This window comes from Streptomyces pratensis (genome assembly GCF_037137275.1).
Taxonomy (GTDB): Bacteria; Actinomycetota; Actinomycetes; order Streptomycetales; family Streptomycetaceae; genus Streptomyces; species Streptomyces pratensis_B.
Map to the genome: position 1 here is coordinate 16,898 of NZ_JBBBEN010000087.1, position 16,639 is coordinate 33,536.

Here is a 16,639-nt window from a genome sequence, read left to right on the forward strand (position 1 = left end):
CCCCCCCCCCCCCGCCCCCCCCCCCCCCCCCCCCCCCCCCCCCCCCCCCCCCCCCCCCCCCCCGGCGCCGGCCGTCGTGGCTCATTCCGGACGGTGAGCCACCGCGGCTTCAGTACTGTCGCGGAACACACGCGGTGCCCCTGGTCCATGTCACCACAGCCGGTGTCGGCAGGACGAGGAACGAACGAACAGCACCACGGAACAGAAGACGGAACAGAAGGGCGACAAGTGAGCGAGCACAGGAGCGGGTCGGACAAGGCGGCCCTGTCCGCCGAAGAGGTGCGCCAACTCGCCGACCGTGTGAGGGGTGAGGTCTTCCTGCCGGACGAGCCCGGGTACACCGAGCGCGTGAACGGCTTCGACCGCGCCGTCGAGCACCGTCCGGCGGTGGTCGTCGCCGTCGCGAACGCTCAGGACGTCGTGGAGTCGGTCCGCTTCGCCCGCGACCACGACTGGGCGGTCGCGGTCCAGACCACCGGCCACGGCGCGGCCCTGCCCGCCGACGAGAACACCCTGTTCCTGGCGACCCGCGCGATGAACGGGGTCGAGGTGGACCCCGAGCGGCGCGTGGCGCGGCTGGAGGCCGGGGTGCTGTGGGAGGAGGTCCTGCCGGCCGCGGCCGAGCACGGCCTCGCACCTCTCAACGGCTCGGCCCCCTTCGTCGGCGCCGTCTCCTACACGCTGGGCGGAGGCATCGGCGTCCTGGCGCGGCGCCACGGATACGCGGCCGACCACGTACGGCGCATCGAGGTCGTCACCGCGGACGGCGAACTGCGGGTCGCCACGGAGGAGGAGAACCCGGACCTCTTCTGGGCGCTGCGCGGAGGCAAGGGCAACTTCGGCGTCGTGACGGCCATCGAGGTCGGGCTGTTCGAGGTGGAGCGGGTCTACGGCGGCGGCCTCTTCTTCCCGGCCGAGTCCGCCGCCGAGGTGCTGCACTTCTACAGCGAGTGGGCCGCCGGGACGCCCGAGGAGATGAGCTCCTCGTTCTTCATGCTCGACTGGCCCGACGCCGACGGGGTCCCGCCGGAGCTGCGCGGCAAGTTCGCCCTCCATCTGCGGCTGTGCTACCTCGGCTCGCCGGAGGAGGGCGCGCGGCTCATCCAGCCGCTGCGCGACCTCGCCCCCACTCTGCTCGACACGGTCGTGGACATGCCGTACACCGAGGTGGGCACCATCCACAACGACCCGCCCACGCCCGGCCGTTACCACATCAACACCTTCCAGCTCAGCCGCTTCGACCACGACGTGGTCGACGCCGTTCTCTCCCAGGTCGGCCCCGGCAAGCAGAGCGCGGTGGGCCTGGAGCTCCGTCAGCTCGGCGGAGCGCTGGCCCGCCCCCCGAAGGCGCCCAACGCCGTCGCCCACGTCGACGCCCCCTTCCAGGTGTACGCGGCCGGAGTGCTGGGCATCGGTGAGGACGATGCCGTACTGGCGGACCAGGACCGGGTCGTGGAACTCTTCGAGCCCTGGGACAGCGGCACCCGGATGCTCAACTTCATGGCCGGCGTCGCCCACACCGACGCCGCCTACGTGAGCCAGGCGTACACCCCCGAGGCCTACGCACGGCTGCGCGCCCTGAAGACCGAGTGGGACCCCGGCAACATGTTCCGCGTCAACCACAACATCCCGCCGGTTCCCCCAGAGGCGTAGCCGCCCTCACCTCCCAGGGCGGTCCCCGGAGCCCCCGGGGACCGCCCGCTCTCGGAACGCCGCTCCTCTGCTCACCAGCCGACCCAGCCAGCCGAGCGATTACGGAGACACGGATGAACGAGCACGTCGACACAGCGGACAAGGGCCCGAACAAGCAGATGGTGGAGCTGCTCCAGGGGGCGTGGCGGGCGCGCGCCATCCACGTCGCCGCCGAGCTGGGCCTGCCGGACCTGCTGGAACAGGGCGAGCGCACCGTGGCCGAACTGGCCGAGCTGACCGGCACGCACGCCCGGACGCTCGGCCGTCTGCTGCGCGCGCTGTCCGCCTTCGGGGTCTTCCAGCGGCATGCGGACGGCCACACCTATTCCCAGTCGCCGCTGTCGGCCGTGCTCGTCACCGAGCCGGGAAACGCCGAGTCCACCGACGCGCGGTTCATGGCGGCGAACTGGCACTGGGCGGCGTGGGGCGACCTCCTGCACTCGGTGCGCACCGGTGAGTCCTCCTTCGAGGTCGCCAACGGCGGGGTGTCGTTCTGGGAGTTGACCAAGAACGACCCGGACGCCAAGGAGCGGTTCAACGCGGCCATGAACGCCGTGTCGCGGGAGGAGAGCACCGGGGTCGCCAGGACGTACGACTTCTCCGGGGCCCGGACGGTGGTCGACGTCGCGGGCGGGCTCGGCAGTCTCCTGGCCGCGATCCTCACCGAGCACCCCCAGGTGTCCGGCACGATCCTCGAACGCCCCGAGATCGTGCCCCTCGCCCAAGCACGCCTGGAGGCGGCGGGCGTCGCCGGGCGGTACGAGGTCGTCGCCGGGGACTTCTTCGAACAGGTGCCCGCCGGTGCGGACCTCTACACGATCAAGCGCGCCCTGCACGACTGGGACGACGACACGATCGTGCGCATCCTCCAGCAGATCAAGGAGGCGATGCGGCCGGACTCCGTCCTGCTGATCATCGAGGGCGTGGTGGACGAGGAGTCCGACCAGGAAGCCCTGTTCCGGGGTCTGCTGCTGACCGTCCTGGTGGGCGGGCAGGACCGGCCGGAGTCGGACTACCGGGCCCTGGCCGAGCGGGCGGGCCTGCGCGTCGTGCGCACGGTTCCGGTCAGCGACGACCTGCGCATCCTGGAGACCCGCCGGGACTGACACCGCCGGGCCAGGGCCACGACGGGCCCGGACCACGACGAGCGTGTGCGAGCGCCGGGGCGGGCTATCCGTCCCGGCGCTCGCACAGAGCCGTCCGGCCGGGCGCGAAGAGAACGGTAGGCCCCGCGACACCCCGGCCAGGCCTGCCCCGGCGTGATGACTGCGTCGCAGGCCCGGTGCGCTCGCCACGGCGGAACGCGGGCCCGGTCGCCGCCGCCCTCAAACGGCTGGACCACTTCGTCCGCGCCTCACGCCCCGGTGGATTCCGCATCCGAAGGCGACATGCTGGCCCGGCCCTCTTCATCGAGCCTTCGACGGCTTCTCATCCCTTTGGCCCACGTCACTCTCCCCGCGCACAGCCGTAAACGTAGCCGCGCGGTGTCCGCCGGACGCCCCTGGTCGAGTCATCCCCGCATCTCCGGCGGGCACCGCCGGTTTCGACGCGAAAGGCAATCGTATATCCCGGCTTTCCGCACGCTGCGTGGTAATTTTCGCTGCGTCCGTGGGCCGGTCGGACTCGATAAAGGGAGTGCCATGACTGAATCACCGCATGTGAATCTCCAGGGAAAACGGGCCCTGGTCACCGGAGGCGCACGGGGGCTGGGCGCGTCGATCTCCACGAGCCTGGCACGCGCCGGTGCGTCGGTGCTGGTAGCGGACGTGCGCGCCGAGCAGGCGCAGGCCCACTGCCGGCGCTTGAAGGACGAGGGCTGCGAGGCGGAGTCCATCGAACTGGATGTGCGCGACGCCGCCGCGGTGGCTGCCGCCTACCGCGCACTCGACCAGGCGGACCAAGGCGTCGACATTCTGGTCAACAATGCGGCGGTGGACGTCTCCAAGCCCATCGAACACCTTTCTGCCGAGGAAGTGACCCGCGTCGTCACCACCAATCTCCTCGGACCGATGTACCTCTGCCTGGAATCCTACCGGCGCATGATCCGCCGCGGCGGGGGCCACATCATCAATATCCTGTCCACGGCGTCGAACCGGACGTGGACGGAGGCCGGGGCCTATGCGGCCGGGAAATCGGGCCTGCGCGCCTTCACCCATACGCTGTTCAAGGAAGCGCAGCGCGACTGCCCCGCCATCGGAGTCACCGGCATCATCGCCGGCGGCATGGAGACCCCCTTCGTTCTCGAACGCTTCCCCGACGCCGACACGTCGAAGCTCCAGAGCCCGGACATCGTGGCGGACACGCTGCTCTACGCCCTGTCCGTACCCGTCGGCAGTGTCGTTCCGGAGCTCGTCGTCGTCCCGCGCAGCGAGTCGTCCTGGCCCTGAGGGCCACGGGGCTCGCGTCGCGGAGCTACGCCGTCGCTCTGGCCAGGGCGGCACGGGCGGCACAGGCCGCCGAGGGGCCGAGGCCGCTGGCTCTCGCCGACCGCCGCCGCCCCGGGTCCTGCGCCGGGAGCGCCGGGCCGACGCGGTGATCGCCTGGTCTCCCCGTGCGTCCTCACGAACCGGACGGACGGTCACCGCTGACGGGTCCGCACCCCGCCAAGTTTTCTGACGCTTCGTCAACACTCAACCGCTGGCGGGCTGTCGCCCCGGTGCCGCTCCTGCCTACGCCTCGACCCACCCGTGGCTCACGGCGGCACGCACCAGGCGCTCCCGGACGTTCAGGATCTGCTCACCGGTCAGCGCCGGCTTGCTGACGAGCAGGGTCTCCGTGACCTCGTCGGTGAAGTCCTTGACGGAGAGGACCTCGCACGTGGGGTCGTCCAGATCCGCCGGAGCGCTCGGCGCCGGCGCCGCACGCGGACCCGTGCGGGAGGCGGAGAGCAGAGGGTCGCTCGCGAGGGAGACGGCGGACGCCTTCAGGCCGCGGTCGCCGTCCTCCAGGGCGAAACTCACGACGACACCGGGGCTGATCAGCGACTTGTCGATCAGGAGGTCGTTGACATGGAGGAACACGTCGGAGCCGCCGCCGTCGGGTGAGACGAATCCGTATCCGCGCACCTCGTCGAACCGGATGACCTTGCCCGTAGCCATAATCAGCCCCACACTTTTCGATGAAACGCTCGGCGCCTGTACATCGTGCAACCGCACACGCGGCCGGTCGGCGGCTCCCGTCGAGCCCGGCCGATCGCGCCCACAGGCTATACGCGGGGAATCGGGGGCGACAGGCCCGTCGGCGCGGCCGACGGCCAAAGGGCCGGTGACCGGCCCGCCGCGCACCGAGTACGGAGGGCGGCGGAACGGCGAGCACGGCGGGCTCCGGAGCCGAAGGGCCGGCGTGCCGCCGCTCCCGCGGTGGGGGCCTCAGGCCGCCCCGCCGTTGGCGCCGCCGGGACCTGAAGCGGCTTTGATCCCCCGGGTGATCTCGTCCAGGACCGAGAGCTTCGGCGCGGCCTTGTTGACGTCGAACCCGGACCGGACCACGACGAGCATGCCGGTGGAGGCGGGGGAGGGGAACACCAGCGATTCCACGTAGCCGTCGTCGCCCTTCTCCGTCACCACCTTCCACCGCACCGCGTAGCCCTTCTGGCCCGCGACGGTGACGGCTTCGGACTTCAGCTCCTCGTGCGAGGTGATCTTCCCGTAGGTCTCCCCTCCGTAGGACTCCTCGGCGTTGACGGCGATGTCCTTCTTCGCCACCTCCTCAGGGGTCCCCTCGGCCAGCTCCAGGGCCGCCGCCGGAGCCGAGAACACTCCGCCGCGCACGCAGGTCTCAGCGGTGTCTCCGGGGCAGGGGTGCTCCCCCGTCGTCAGCCCGGCGCCGACCGCCCCGGACCTGCCCTCCCAGCCCTCGGGCACCGGCAGGCTGATCCCCGCCGCCAGGTCCGTGGCGAATCCCGGTTCCGTCGGCGGGGCCGGCTCGCCGGGGCCGTTGTCCTCGCTGCCCCTCCCGCTGTCCTTTCGGCCGGCGTCCGGCGCGTCGGGGCTCGCGGACGGCGAGGAGGCCGCGGCGCCCGGCCGCCCGCCCTCCTCGCCCAGCAGGTACACACCGCCCCCGATGGAGGCGAGCACCACGGCGCCGACGACCACGCCGACGCCGACGCGAACGCGGCGACGGCGCATCGCGGCGGGCGACGCGCGGACGTGGCCGGTCCACCGCGCGCCGTCCCACCAGCGTTCCTGGGCGGGGCCTTTTCCTGAGTGCCCGGGGTCTGGATGCCAGCCGGGCGGGGTCATCTGGGTCACGTCGTGCACCTTATGCGGGCCGGGTGAGAATCACATGAACCGCCCGCGCGCGACTGTCCCCGCCGGCCCCGGCCCGGGGACCATGAGGGGCGGAGCCCGAGGGGCACGCCCCGCGCCGCACCGGGGCCGGCGGGGGGCCTCGGAGGTTCACGTGCCGAAAGGAGGCCCATGTGCACCTACGACGAGCGGCTGCGCCATCTGGAGAAGCGGCTGTGTCACGATGATCCCTGGTTCGCCGAGGCGATGGCGGGCAGCGCTGCGCGCGAGCCGCGCGCGTACCACCGGCGCACCGCCTGGCTGTGGCTCGCCGCCGGGTCCGCCGCACTCGGCGCCGGCATCGCCATGGCTCACGGCCTCCTGATCGCCACGGGGCTGGTCGTCTGCGGAGCGGCGGCCCAGCTCTTCGATCCACGGCGCAGACGCCGGCGCGACCGGAAGACGCCCGGGGGCCGTTGAGCCGGGCGCCGGACGGAGGGCGGCACGCGCCTGCGCCCTCGGCCCGGCGCCGCACACCACCCGGCCCGGGCCGCCGGGCCCCTGCGCCCCCTGGTCCGGGCGCCCCGTGAACGCCGTCGACGCTTTCGGGCACGTGCACGGCGGCGTGCGCGGTAGCGGTAGGGGTCGGACACTGCGGGTGGCGTGCGCGGCGGCGGCCCGGCTCCGGTGGCGGCCTGACTCCCGAAGAGGCTCCCGACGTCCGCTGCGCACGGCCCGACCACACATGGCGTGTGACATAGGCTGCACATCCGTAACCGGCCGACGCAGGGGGGTGACGGATGCCCGTCGAATGGCAGCCCGTACAGCAGTCCCGCACGCATGAACTCGTACTCCGCAGCATCGAGGAACGGGTGTTCGCCGGCGAGCTCCGCGCCGGCGACCGGCTGCCGCCCGAACGGGAACTGGCTCCGGTGCTCGGCGTCAGCCGCTCCGCCCTGCGGGAGGCGCTGCGCGTCCTGGAGACGATCGGCGTCCTGGTGGCCCAGCCCGGACGGGGGCCCGACGCCGGGGCGCGCATCGTGCGCAACCCGGACGACGCCCTCGGCCGGCTGTTGCGCCTGCACTTCGCCCTCGGCAGCTACAGCCTCCACGACGTGCTGGAGGCGCGTGTCCTCCTGGAGCGGTCCAGCTTCGAGGCCGCCGCGCGCCACGCCCCCGCCGACGACCTCGACGCGGCGGAGCGTCTGGTCGAGGGCATGGCGGAGCCGGGTATCGGGGTGAGCGGCTTCAACGATCTGGACACCCGCTTCCACGTGCTGATCGCCCGCAGCTCCGGCAACGCCCTGACCTCCACACTCACCTCCGCGGTACGCGAATCCGTGCGCCCCCTGATTCTCCGGGCCCTGGAGGCCGCCGACGACTGGTCGGCCACCGCTCGGGCGCTCAACGCCGACCACGCGGCCCTGCTCGCGCTGGTGCGTGAGGGGAGGGCAGCGGGGGCGGCCGACCTGGCGGAGCGTCATATCCGGGGTCTGCACGGGACGTTGGTGGAGGGGCCGGCGGCTTCGTAGTAGCCACCTCACGGGCTCGTGGGAGCGCTGCGGAGGCTGTGGAGAAGGCCGGCGGTGGGCCCGGCGGACCGCTGCCGGGAGCGGTGGGAGCGCGTGCCCGTGGTTCCGTGGGCGACTTCCCTCCAGTATGGTCCGACCATAAAAACATCATGGTGAAGGCGACGGACAGCCAGGCCGCCGCAGCGAATCCGACCAGGAGGCCCCATGCGCATCGGACTCTTCGCCACCTGTCTGGGAGACACGCTCTTCCCCGACGCGGTGAAGGCCACCGCTGTCCTGCTCACACGCCTGGGACACGACATCGTGTTCCCGCCGGGCCAGACCTGCTGCGGACAGATGCACATCAACACCGGTTACCAGCGCGAACCCGTGCCCCTGGTACGTGACTTCGCGGACGCGTTCGGCGACACCTCGATCGAGGCGGTCGTGATGCCCTCGGGCTCCTGCGCCGGTTCGGTGCGCCACCAGCACCGGCTCGTCGCCGACCGCTACGGCAACGCCGCGCTCCGCGCCGAGGTCGACGCCGTCGCGGGCAAGACGTACGAGCTGTCCGAGCTTCTCGTCGACGTCCTCGGCCTCACCCGCGTCGGCGCGTACTTCCCGCACCGGGTGACCTACCACCCCACCTGCCATTCGCTGCGCATGCTCAGGGTCGGCGACAGACCGCTCCGGCTGCTGCGCGCGGTCGAGGCCATCGACCTCGTCGAGCTGCCGGACGCCGACACCTGCTGCGGATTCGGCGGCACGTTCGCCCTGAAGAACGCCGCGACCTCCGCCGCGATGCTCCGCGACAAGACGGACAGCGTCACAGCCACCGGGGCCGAGGTCTGCACCGCCGGGGACTCCTCCTGCCTGATGCACATCGGCGGCGGGCTCTCCCGGGCGGGGTCCGGAGCCCGCACCCTGCACCTCGCCCGCATCCTCGCGGCCACCCGCGCCACGCCCGACGCCCTGACGGAGGCCTGAGCATGAGCACGTTCCTCGGCATGCCCGCCCCACCGCCGCGCTCCCCGTACGGCACCGGCAACCTCCGGGGCGAGCAGGCCTTCCCGAGGGCCGCACGCGAGGAGCTGGGCAACGACCAGCTCCGCCGCAACCTCGGGCGCGCCACCGGCGCCATCCGCGCCAAGCGCCTGAGCGTCACGGGTGAGCTGCCCGACTGGGAGGCACTGCGGGAGGCGGGCTCCGCCATCAAGGCCGACGCGTTGAACCGGCTGCCCGAACTCCTGGAACAACTGGAGCGCGAGGTCACCGAACGCGGCGGCACCGTCCACTGGGCCCGCGACGGGGCCGAGGCCAACGAGATCGTCGCCCGCCTGGTGAAGGCCACGGGCGGCGACGAGGTCATCAAGGTCAAGTCGATGGCCACCCAGGAGACCGGGCTCAACGAGCACCTGGAATCGGTGGGCATCACCCCGTACGAGACCGATCTCGCCGAACTCATCGTCCAGCTCGCCGGCGACAGGCCTTCCCACATCCTCGTCCCCGCCATCCACCGCAACCGCGACGAGATCCGGCAGATCTTCCTGGACGGCATTCCCGGCGTCGATCCAGCGCTGGACAACGCCCCCGCCCACCTCGCGGCCGCCGCGCGCGCCCATCTGCGCGAGAAGTTCCTGACCACGAAGGTGGCGGTCTCCGGCGCCAACTTCGCCGTCGCAGAGACCGGCACCCTCGCCGTCGTCGAGTCCGAGGGCAACGGCCGCATGTGCCTGACCCTGCCCGACACCCTCGTCACCGTCATGGGCATCGAGAAGGTGCTCCCGCGCTTCAGGGACCTGGAGGTCTTCCTCCAACTGCTGCCGCGCTCCTCGACGGGGGAGCGGATGAACCCCTACACCTCGCTGTGGACGGGGGTGACGCCGGGGGACGGCCCCCAGGATTTCCACCTGGTCCTCCTCGACAACGGGCGCACCGCCGCCCTCGCGGACGCCGTCGGGCGCGCGGCTCTCCACTGCATCCGCTGCTCCGCGTGTCTGAACGTGTGCCCGGTGTACGAACGCACCGGCGGCCACGCCTACGGGTCGACCTACCCCGGACCCATCGGCGCGGTCCTCACCCCGCAGCTGGCCGGGATGCACGCGGTGAAGGACGATCCGAACAGCTCGCTGCCGTACGCCTCCAGCCTCTGCGGAGCCTGTTTCGACGCCTGCCCCGTCAAGATCGACATCCCGTCGCTGCTCGTCGAGCTGCGCCACCAGCACACCGAGCGGACCGGCCTCACCCCGGAGAAGCTGGCCATGAAGGGGGCCGCAGCCGTGATGCGGCGGCCGGCCCTCTACACGGCCGCGCAGAAGGCGTCCGGTCTCGGCCGCGTCGTCGCCGGGCGCGACGGGACCCTCTCCCGGCTGCCCCCGCCGTTCAGCGGGTGGAGCGACAGCCGCGACCTGCCCGCCCCGCCCCGGCAGACGTTCCGCTCCTGGCTGGCCTCGAAGGAGGGCGCCGCCGCCCTGCGAGCCGCGGCCGACGCACACGACACCGCCCACCGGGGCGGGAATGACGAGGAGGACGCGACATGACCAGCGCCCGCGAGACCGTGCTCGGCCGGGTCCGCGACGCCCTGGCCCTGGCCCCGACGCCCGCCGTCGCGATCCCGCGCGACTACCGCGCCGGACGGGTGATGCCGAAGGACGAACGGCTCGCCCTGTTCACCGGCCGACTGCTGGACTACCGGGCGCAAGTGCACCCCTGCGCGAGCGACCGCACCGCAGAGGTGGTGGCCGGAGTGCTGCGGGGGCACGGCGTGCGGAGGATCGGCGTCCCGGCCGGCCTCGACACGCGCTGGCTCGCGCTCTACGACGGCGAGGTGCTGCACGACGACTTCGCCGTACCCGCTCCGCGACTCGACGCCCTGGACGCGGTGGTGACGGCGTCCGCCGTGGGCTGCGCCGAGACCGGGACGATCTTCCTCGACGGCTCACCCGACCAGGGACGCCGGGCGCTGTCGCTCGTCCCCGACCTGCATCTGTGCGTGGTCGACCTCTCCACCGTCGAGGCGGGCGTGCCGGAGGCGGTGGCCCGGCTGACGCCCGAGCGGCCGACGACGCTGATCAGCGGCCCGTCGGCGACGTCCGACATCGAGCTGGAGCGCGTGGAGGGCGTACACGGCCCCCGCACCCTGGCGGTGGTGATCCGCACCGACGCGTGAGGCTCCCCGCCCCGGGGCCCTCTTCGCTCCGACGCCGTCCGTGGCCGACTGCCACCGCCCCGGGCACCGGCTCCAGGGTTTCGTCGACCGTGCGCGGGAAGAGGCGCCAGGGGGCGCCCTTCGGACGACGCCACAGCGCGCCCGCACGCCTGACCGGGCGATCGGCGCCGGCCAAGGTGGCCTCCGCGCGGCGGCTGCGAACCGCGACGAGCTCTGCGACGGGCCCCCATCGGCGCGGTCGCGGCAGGCGGGCTCCAGCTGTTGCCGTGAACCAGGGCGACGCCGCGTCAGGGCAGGAGCGCCCAGTCCGCGCCGACAGCGGCCAGCAGACCGGCGCCCAACAGCCAGCTGCCGAGCCGGGTACGACCGTTTCGGCTCAGCTCGATCACCACGCCGCACAGGATGAGTGCGAGTCCGTACACGCCGACGACCAGGAGCGACGAACGGCTCGCGATCCGCAGGGCGAGAACGACGGCCATCGCCGCCATGCCCACGGCGGAGAGCCCGATCCGCAGCCGACGGGCCTGGCGTGGCGTCAGCCGGCCGCCCTCCGGCCCCGGGCCGTCTTGGCCGTCCGGACTCTTTCGGCCGTTCTGGCCTTCCCGGACGCTCCGGACGTCCGCACCGTCCTCGTCACCCCGGCCGCCCGGGCCCCCCGGCGGCTCCTGGGCGTCAGCGACCTCCCGCGCCCCCCGCTCGTCCGCTTCCGCGACGGCTTCCGGCGCCGCCACGGCCTCGGCTATCGGGGCGTCGGCGCCCCGGCCCTGGTCGGACGCCTCGCCGTTCGGCCCGCCCGCGCGCCGGTCTTGACGCTGGTCCTGGTCAGAAGTGCTCATGGAGCCGGATCGTAGTAGCTGCGCGCGGCCCGGGTCCGCGGACCGGGGCCTTCCGCCGCTCGGACGGCGCCGTCAGCCGAGGGCCTGCTCCAGGAGCCGGGGCGCCTCGGCCGCCGCGTCCACCGGCGTACCCGCCTCGACCCGGTCGGCCAACTCCCTTGCCCAGGCGGCCAGTCCCACGGCGTGTACCCCGTGCGGCGGGTCCTCGCCGTACGGAGTGATCGCCGCGGAGCCCCGGCGCAGCAACCGCGCCCCGCCGGCGGCGTTGCCGCGCGCCGCGTGCGTCAGCCCCACCGCGAGCTGCGCCAGCCCCCGCCAGAGTTCACGCTCTTCCTCGGGGCCCGACTTCCAGGCGTCCTCGAACACCTCGTGCGCATGGAACGGCATCCCCGCGTCCAGCAGCCGCTGCGCCTCCCCGAGCGTCTGAGGAGGCGACCGGACGATCCCCTCCGGCTGTCGTTCGACGCCGGGCGTCCCGTACGGCAGCGGGCGGCCCAGCCCGTCGCGGGGGCGCGCGTTGCGCGCCCGGCCCTCGTCATCACGGTCTCTGCGCGTCTCGTCCACTACTCGATTGTGCCCCGTACCTGCGGGGAATCGGCCGAACTGTGTCGGTGAGCACCCGCGCACGACTACGCTCGACCGTTGACAGATCGCCACTGTGGGGAAGGGTAGGCATGAAGCCGTCCCGGCCGTTGTACGAGCGTGAACCGGAAATCGCCGCCGCTGCGGAGGCGGTGGACGCCCTGTGCGGTGCGCAGGCCGTCGGCGGACTCCTGGTCTTCAGTGGAGAGGCGGGGATCGGCAAGACCGCACTGCTGGCCGAGATCAGAGCGATGGCCGCGGACCGCTGCACGATCTGGTCCGCCCGGGGCGGCGAGACCGTCACCTCCGTGCCCTTCCACGTGGTGCGGCAGTTGCTGCACCCCGCGTTCGAGCAGCTCCCGCCCGACGAGACCCGCGCCCTGTTCGGAGACTGGTACGAGACCACAGCCCCGGCCCTCGGCCTGGCCGAGCCGAAGGGCCCGCTGCCCGACCCGCAGGGTGTGCGCGACGGCCTGGACTTCGTCGTCGGCCGGCTCGCGTCCCGCCTCAGTCACCGGCCCCTGCTGCTCATCGTGGACGACGCGCACTGGGCGGACGGCGAGTCCCTCGCCTGGCTGGCCTCGTTCACCGCCCGCCTCGGCAAGCTCCCGGTCCTCGTCGTCCAGGCGCACCGACCGCAGGAGCTGGCCGAACGCAACGCCGGCTACATCGCCGACCGCGAGGCCGAGGCCGACTCGGGCAGCCAGGGCGGGGTCACCCGGGTCGCCCTGCGCGCGCTGACGCCCGACGCCACCGCCGTACTGGTCCGCGCGGGCCTGGGCGAGCACGCGGACGACCCGTTCTGCCGCGAGGTGTGGGCCGTCACCGGCGGCAACCCGTACGAGGCCGTCGAGCTGGTCGCCAAGGTCCAGGACCGCGAGCTGCCGCCGGTGGAGGAGTCGGCCGGAGAGCTCCGCGAGCTGGGCGCCTCCGCCCGGGGCAGCGGACTCGTCGCCCGGCTGGAACGGCTCGGCACGAACGCCAACCGGTTCGCCTGGGCCGCCGCGGTCCTGGGGACGGACATCTCCCAGGAGCTGGCCGCCACCCTCGCGGGGATGAGTTCCGCGGAGGCCGCCGACTGCACGGCGCGGCTGCGCGACGCCCGTATCGTCAGCGGATTCGACCCGCTGGAGTTCGTCCACCCGCTGATCGCCACCGCCGTCTACCGCTCCATCCCGCCGGCCACCCGCACCGCCATGCACGGACGCGCCGCGTGGGCGATCACCCGCGCCGGCCTCGGGGCCGCCGCGGCCTCCCGGCATCTCCTGGAGGTCCACCCCGACGACGACCAGGAGCTGGTCGCCCAGCTCCGCGAAGCCGCCGGCCAGCACCTCGCCGTCGGCGCGCCCGAAGCGGCCCGGCGGTGTCTGGAACGCGCCCTGGAGGAGCCGCCCCGCCCCAAGGACCGGGCCGTTCTGCTCTACGAACTGGGCTGTGCGACGCTGCTCAGCTCCCCGCCACCACGGTGCGGCATCTGCGCGACGCGCTCGACATGCCGGGACTCGACGACGGGCTGCGGGTCGACGCCACCTTCCGGCTCGCCGCCGCGTTCGCCCACAACAACCAGCTCAAGGACGCGGCCCTGGCGCTGGCCGCCGAGGCGGCGCGCACGGCGCCGGGCCCCGGACTGATGCGGCTGCAGGCCGCGCACTTCATGTGGGAGGGCATGCAGGCCACCGAGGACGACGGCCCGGCCCGCTCCCGGCGGCTCACCCGCAACGCGGGCCACCTCAAGGGCCGCGACAACGCCGAGCGGGCGCTGCTCACCCTGCGGGCCTTCGACGCCATGCTGCGCGGTGAGAACGCCCAGCTCGTCGTCGACCTCTGTGAACGTGCTTTGATCGACGGGAGCCCCGCTCGCGGCCTCGGCTGGACCGACGCCGAATGGGGCTTCGAGTTCCCCACGATGGTGGGCATCACCTACGCCTTCACCGACCAGCTGGACCGTGCCGAGAGCCTCTTCGGCGAAGCGGTGCGGGCCTTCGAGATCTCCGGTTGGAGCGGGGCGCACCTCGCGTTCGCCCACACCCTGCTCGGCATGGTCCACCGCCGTCGCGGCCGTCTCGCCGAGGCCGAGGGCTTCCTGCGCGAAGGACTGCGGCTCGCCGACCGCGTCGGCTCCGGGCTCCCTGTGCACTGGGACGCGGCCTGCCTGCTCATCGACACCCTGCTCGGCCGCGGACGCAGGGACGAGGCCCGTAAGATCGCCGACCGCTACTCCTTCGGCCCGCCCTACCCCAGCGCCATGGTGCTGCCCGACGCCCCGTGCGTACGCGGTCGCCTGCTGCTCGCGGAAGGCCGCAAGGAGGAGGCCGTCGCCGAGCTCGAAGCGGCGGGCGCCGCGCTGGAGGCGCGCGAGCGCTTCAACGGCGTCTGGGCTCCTTGGGCCGGTGACCTCGCCCGTGCCCTGGCCGAGGACGACCCGGCCCGCGCCGCCCATCTGGCCACCCGCGCCCGCGTGCACGCCGAGCGGTTCGGCACGCCCACCGCCATAGGGGAGGCCCTGCGCTGCCTCTCCCTCTTCGCACCGCCCGAGGAGGCGGCGCAGCTGCTCGCCGAATCCGTCCGCCACCTGGAGAAGTCTCCGTCGGCCTACGAACACGCTCTGGCCCGGGTCGACTACGGCATCGCGATCGGCTCGCACCGTGAATTGGCCCGCGCTCAGAAGCAGGCCATGACCTGCGGGGCCGAAGGGCTGGCCGCCCGCGCCCAACAGGCACGGGCGTCGATCCGGTCCTCGGAGTGAGGTAATGTTTGTCCTGCGCGGCCGCCCGGAGCAACCGGGGGGACACGCATCGGGACGTGGCGCAGCTTGGTAGCGCACTTGACTGGGGGTCAAGGGGTCGCAGGTTCAAATCCTGTCGTCCCGACTGGAGACAGTCGCAGATCAGGGCCGGTTTCGGAGCAATCCGAGACCGGCCCTTGATCATTTTTGGGGACCAGCTGGAGGTCCGGCGTCCTTGACCGGGTCAGCGGGTCATGACGATGGGGCTCGGCAGTGAGCGTGGTGCGCGCAGCACGTTGAGGTGTGCCGAGAGCGCCGCTCCGGCTGCCGGGACCTTGTGGGTCTTCGAGCGCGATTAACGCTGGGTGATGGTCGGCCACCCGTGACCGGCGATCCTGCGGCGGACGTGCGCCCGCGCCCCGGCATCGGCGAACCAGGTCCATCCGGTGTGCCGGAGGTCGTGGCGCCGCAAATGCTCGTAGCCGAGTTCGGTGGCAACGGCGTCCCCGTGGGGGTGTCGCGCAGGACGAGGGGCGCAGACGCGGCCGCCTCGCGGGCCGCATCCGCGACGGGCCGCTGGTGCGTACGGCGCGACGCGCCGACTCGGGACGCGATCACGGCTGAGAACGCACCGCCACCGCAGGCCGGTTTCGCGAGCCCGGAGCGCGACCACGGGGACGTACCGTCCGCCGTCTGGCATCCGTGCCGGCCCCGGCGTCGGCGCGCCGGCCCGGCCGCCCCTCCCCGTATCCGCGCACCCTCGCCGCCCGGCTCCGTCCACACGCCGGTGCGGACCAGGCCCGGCGTCACGGTGTTGACCCGCAGACCCAGCGGAGCGAACTCCTCCGACAGGGCCTTGGACAGATTGGTCAGGGCCGCCTTCGCCGCCGAGCACGCCGCCACCGACGGCAGCGGCACCCGGGCGTGCGCGGAGCTGATGTTGATGACGGTGCCACGCCGCTCCAGCAGGCTCGGCAGGCAGGCCCGGGCGGTCCGGACGGCGCTGAGGAACGTCAGGTCGAACTCGGTCTGCCACAGCTCGTCGTCGACCGTCAGGAAGCCGCCCTTCTGCGGGACGGCGCTGGCCACGTTGTTCACCAGGATGTCGAGGTGTCCGAGCTTCTCCAGGGCGTACGCGGCCAGGGCGGCGGGCCCCTCCGGGGTGCCCAGGTCCACCGCCAAGGCGTGCGAGGTGTGACGGGCCAGTTCCGGACCCGGGGTGCGGGCGCCGCCGATCGGTTCCCGCAGGGCACGTCCGTGCCGGGAGAGGACCCCGAAGGACGCTCACCGCGACCGGGTCTCCGCGCGACCACACACCCCTGCCCCAGCAAACGAAGCCGTAGTCCGCCTCCCGGGTGGCCTGCGGCCCGAAGTACGTGATGAACGGCTGACAGCACTCCGCCACGAACTGCCGTTCCGGGACGCGTTGGAGCCGCCGCATGTCCTCGGGGCGGACGAAGCCGAGCAGCACGTGGCGGTCGCCGTGGCAGCTCTCGTAGATGCAGTCGATCGGCCGCCCGTCGCCCACCAACTGCCCGGACAGCCCCTGCTCCCGCCACCAGGGCCGGTCGTGCACGGCGACGAACTTGCCGATCGACCCCATGCGGAACCCGGCGGCGAGCCGTCGGCGCGCGTACGGGAGCGCGGGACCGATTGCAATGGGAGGAGGAGTGCGTCGACGGCGGCGAGTTTCCGGCGCAGTTCTCCCAGGGGTCCGGCGTGGTTGCCGCGGTGGGCCGGGCGGCGGTGCCGGGCGGGGCGTCCAGGAGTGTCCTTGTCGTCGGAGCAAGCGCGGGGCAAGCGCGGGGCGAGGACGGGACGAGTGCGAGAAGGCAGGACTGAGCGCCCGCATCGGCCGGGGCCCGTGGGCCCTGTGGATGTGTGCGGGAGGGGCGGGG

The 16,639-nt window shown here is 73.1% G+C and carries 13 protein-coding genes, 1 tRNA gene and 1 pseudogene; 10 read left to right on the forward strand and 5 right to left on the reverse strand.

From position 1 onward, the window contains the following. Positions 1–228: 228 nt before the first annotated feature. From V9U70_RS13240 to V9U70_RS13250, 3 genes are all read left to right on the forward strand, one after another. Positions 229–1,653, forward strand: coding sequence for an FAD-binding oxidoreductase (locus V9U70_RS13240; RefSeq protein WP_336675014.1), 1,425 nt, complete (start codon positions 229–231; stop codon positions 1,651–1,653). Positions 1,654–1,766: 113 nt separating this feature from the next. Continuing rightward, complete coding sequence (locus tag V9U70_RS13245) at positions 1,767–2,798, forward strand: methyltransferase (RefSeq protein WP_336675015.1); 1,032 nt, start codon at positions 1,767–1,769, stop codon at positions 2,796–2,798. 552 nt (positions 2,799–3,350) lie between these two features. Beyond that, the gene (locus tag V9U70_RS13250) at positions 3,351–4,079 is read left to right on the forward strand and encodes an SDR family oxidoreductase (RefSeq protein WP_336675017.1); all 729 of its coding nucleotides are present in this window, start codon (positions 3,351–3,353) and stop codon (positions 4,077–4,079) included. A gap of 282 nt (positions 4,080–4,361) precedes the next feature. Here V9U70_RS13250 and V9U70_RS13255 read toward each other — a convergent pair whose 3' ends face one another. Both V9U70_RS13255 and V9U70_RS13260 read right to left on the reverse strand, forming a co-directional pair. Then, positions 4,362–4,790, reverse strand: a complete 429-nt coding sequence (locus V9U70_RS13255) for a cold-shock protein (RefSeq protein WP_336675019.1) — start codon at positions 4,788–4,790, stop codon at positions 4,362–4,364. A gap of 270 nt (positions 4,791–5,060) precedes the next feature. Beyond that, positions 5,061–5,933, reverse strand: a complete 873-nt coding sequence (locus V9U70_RS13260; protein ID WP_419723979.1) for a DUF2510 domain-containing protein — start codon at positions 5,931–5,933, stop codon at positions 5,061–5,063. Between the two features lie 177 nt (positions 5,934–6,110). On the opposite strand from V9U70_RS13260, the gene V9U70_RS13265 reads away from it, so the two are divergent. The 5 genes from V9U70_RS13265 to V9U70_RS13285 all read left to right on the forward strand — a co-directional run bounded on the left by V9U70_RS13265 (position 6,111) and on the right by V9U70_RS13285 (position 10,598). After that, entirely contained in the window at positions 6,111–6,398 is a 288-nt protein-coding gene (locus V9U70_RS13265) for a DUF3040 domain-containing protein (RefSeq protein WP_336675022.1), read from the forward strand. Between the two features lie 320 nt (positions 6,399–6,718). Beyond that, entirely contained in the window at positions 6,719–7,450 is a 732-nt protein-coding gene (locus V9U70_RS13270; protein ID WP_336675023.1) for a FadR/GntR family transcriptional regulator, read from the forward strand. 204 nt (positions 7,451–7,654) lie between these two features. Continuing rightward, on the forward strand, positions 7,655–8,416 hold the full coding sequence (locus V9U70_RS13275) for a (Fe-S)-binding protein (protein WP_336675025.1): 762 nt from the start codon (positions 7,655–7,657) through the stop codon (positions 8,414–8,416). Positions 8,417–8,418: 2 nt separating this feature from the next. Continuing rightward, positions 8,419–9,969 carry a lactate utilization protein B gene (locus V9U70_RS13280; protein WP_336675027.1) on the forward strand — a complete coding sequence of 517 codons (1,551 nt, stop codon included), beginning with the start codon at positions 8,419–8,421 and terminating at the stop codon, positions 9,967–9,969. After that, a complete protein-coding gene (locus V9U70_RS13285; RefSeq protein ID WP_336675029.1) occupies positions 9,966–10,598 on the forward strand; it encodes a LutC/YkgG family protein in 633 nt (210 codons plus the stop codon). The genes V9U70_RS13280 and V9U70_RS13285 overlap by 4 nt, the downstream gene beginning before the upstream one ends. A 287-nt stretch (positions 10,599–10,885) precedes the next feature. Here V9U70_RS13285 and V9U70_RS13290 read toward each other — a convergent pair whose 3' ends face one another. Further along, positions 10,886–11,434, reverse strand: coding sequence for a hypothetical protein (locus tag V9U70_RS13290; protein ID WP_336675030.1), 549 nt, complete (start codon positions 11,432–11,434; stop codon positions 10,886–10,888). 72 nt (positions 11,435–11,506) lie between these two features. Further along, complete coding sequence (locus V9U70_RS13295) at positions 11,507–11,998, reverse strand: DUF309 domain-containing protein (protein WP_336675031.1); 492 nt, start codon at positions 11,996–11,998, stop codon at positions 11,507–11,509. A gap of 110 nt (positions 11,999–12,108) precedes the next feature. Here V9U70_RS13295 and V9U70_RS13300 point away from each other — a divergent pair. Both V9U70_RS13300 and V9U70_RS13305 read left to right on the forward strand, forming a co-directional pair. After that, positions 12,109–14,762, forward strand: a pseudogene (locus V9U70_RS13300) (ATP-binding protein). A gap of 50 nt (positions 14,763–14,812) precedes the next feature. Further along, positions 14,813–14,886: transfer RNA gene (locus tag V9U70_RS13305), tRNA-Pro, on the forward strand. 107 nt (positions 14,887–14,993) lie between these two features. On the opposite strand, the gene V9U70_RS13310 is transcribed toward V9U70_RS13305, so the two are convergent. Beyond that, entirely contained in the window at positions 14,994–15,989 is a 996-nt protein-coding gene (locus V9U70_RS13310; RefSeq protein WP_336675103.1) for an SDR family oxidoreductase, read from the reverse strand. Positions 15,990–16,639 lie beyond the last annotated feature (650 nt).

Bases quoted from the DNA above. Each gene is read 5' to 3' on its own strand.
- V9U70_RS13245 (WP_336675015.1), top strand. From the start codon at position 1,767: ATGAACGAGCACGTCGACACAGCGGACAAGGGCCCGAACAAGCAGATG.
- V9U70_RS13255 (WP_336675019.1), bottom strand. From the start codon at position 4,790: ATGGCTACGGGCAAGGTCATCCGGTTCGACGAGGTGCGCGGATACGGA.
- V9U70_RS13260 (WP_419723979.1), bottom strand. From the start codon at position 5,933: ATGACCCCGCCCGGCTGGCATCCAGACCCCGGGCACTCAGGAAAAGGC.
- V9U70_RS13265 (WP_336675022.1), top strand. From the start codon at position 6,111: ATGTGCACCTACGACGAGCGGCTGCGCCATCTGGAGAAGCGGCTGTGT.
- V9U70_RS13270 (WP_336675023.1), top strand. From the start codon at position 6,719: ATGCCCGTCGAATGGCAGCCCGTACAGCAGTCCCGCACGCATGAACTC.
- V9U70_RS13275 (WP_336675025.1), top strand. From the start codon at position 7,655: ATGCGCATCGGACTCTTCGCCACCTGTCTGGGAGACACGCTCTTCCCC.
- V9U70_RS13280 (WP_336675027.1), top strand. From the start codon at position 8,419: ATGAGCACGTTCCTCGGCATGCCCGCCCCACCGCCGCGCTCCCCGTAC.
- V9U70_RS13285 (WP_336675029.1), top strand. From the start codon at position 9,966: ATGACCAGCGCCCGCGAGACCGTGCTCGGCCGGGTCCGCGACGCCCTG.
- V9U70_RS13290 (WP_336675030.1), bottom strand. From the start codon at position 11,434: ATGAGCACTTCTGACCAGGACCAGCGTCAAGACCGGCGCGCGGGCGGG.